This window comes from Aeromonas aquatica, from assembly GCF_000764655.1.
Classification (GTDB): Bacteria; Pseudomonadota; Gammaproteobacteria; order Enterobacterales; family Aeromonadaceae; genus Aeromonas; species Aeromonas aquatica.
Genome location: NZ_JRGL01000083.1, coordinates 1 through 1,110, shown reverse-complemented (window position 1 = coordinate 1,110; position 1,110 = coordinate 1). Strand labels below are relative to the sequence as shown.

The 1,110-nt window shown below is 54.4% G+C and carries 1 protein-coding gene; it reads left to right on the top strand.

What is annotated here, in order from left to right:
* Positions 1-732 precede the first annotated feature (732 nt).
* Positions 733-987 carry a DUF6868 family protein gene (locus LG30_RS0107915; protein WP_193354258.1) on the top strand — a complete coding sequence of 85 codons (255 nt, stop codon included), beginning with the start codon at positions 733-735 and terminating at the stop codon, positions 985-987.
* Positions 988-1,110 lie beyond the last annotated feature (123 nt).

Below are 1,110 nucleotides of genomic sequence, written 5' to 3'. Positions count from 1 at the left end.
GATGATTAGACCACTACAGAGAGCGGCCGGTTGTCTGCCGGGCGGTCCACCCACTCTTTGTTGTGCTCGGTGGCGATCACCTAACGTTCGAACTGCTGGGCCTCAGACTTAGTCTTGAAGCGCTTACGGATCCGCTTGCCCTCCCTCCCCTGCGGGCGGATATCGACCAGGTACCCTTCGGGCGTGGACTTGATGCTCATCGTCCCTCCTTATATAGGAAGGCGCTCACCCATCCCAGTTGCCCGCACATCGACACCGCTCCCAACCACTGCTCTATGTCGCTCATAGTCACTCCTCAAAACCACTGTGATTATATACAGCAAGTGATGGAGGTTGGCAGTGTTTAGCTGAGGTTGCTTCATACATAGGAGAGCTGGAAATTGGGGAACTTGAGTGGGCTACACTCAGGGTTGACTTGCTCATTGTGGTCAACGCGTTCAACCCGACAGCAGGGCAAGGCGACACAACAGGGGATATAGCTATGACAATATGGAAAATTTGGCTGGTAGCTACTCAGCTCTTGCTAGCGGCTTGCGCCACCAACGGTGGAACGACACCTCCCCCTCCTGCGGATGATGGACGTAACGATGGAGGTGGGAGCGTAAGTAGTGGTGGAGGTATGGGCGGCGGTACCTACCTTACCCATTAACCCGATGCCCGCCTGGCATACCGATAGTGATCATCATCCTGTGTGTGATGCGGGTGATGGGCGCAACACCATAGGACGCTATGATGGATCTGCAACTGCTCAAGACATTCCTGCTCTGGAACCTCTCCATCAACTATCTGATCATCATCGTCTGGTTTGCCGTCTTTGTGTTTGCCCACGACGGCATGTACCGGCTCCACAATCGCTGGTTTCCCCTTTCCGTGGAGCACTTCAATGTCGTCCACTACCTGGGTATATCGATCTACAAAATCGGGGTGCTGCTGTTCAACTTGGTGCCCTATTTTGTACTGTTGTACCTGACAGGACGTGGCGGCTAGCAGAGTTCGACGGTTCGAATAGGTGCCGGTCGGTCTCCCGTGCCCTTCCAGCAGGGCTGCCGCCGTCGAGTGCTTGTTCCTAGATAGCCAGTAAACGTCCAGTAACCACTTGTTGAGCTATAT

Coding starts and splice junctions, on each gene's coding strand:
- LG30_RS0107915 (WP_193354258.1), top strand. CDS start 733: ATGGATCTGCAACTGCTCAAGACATTCCTGCTCTGGAACCTCTCCATC.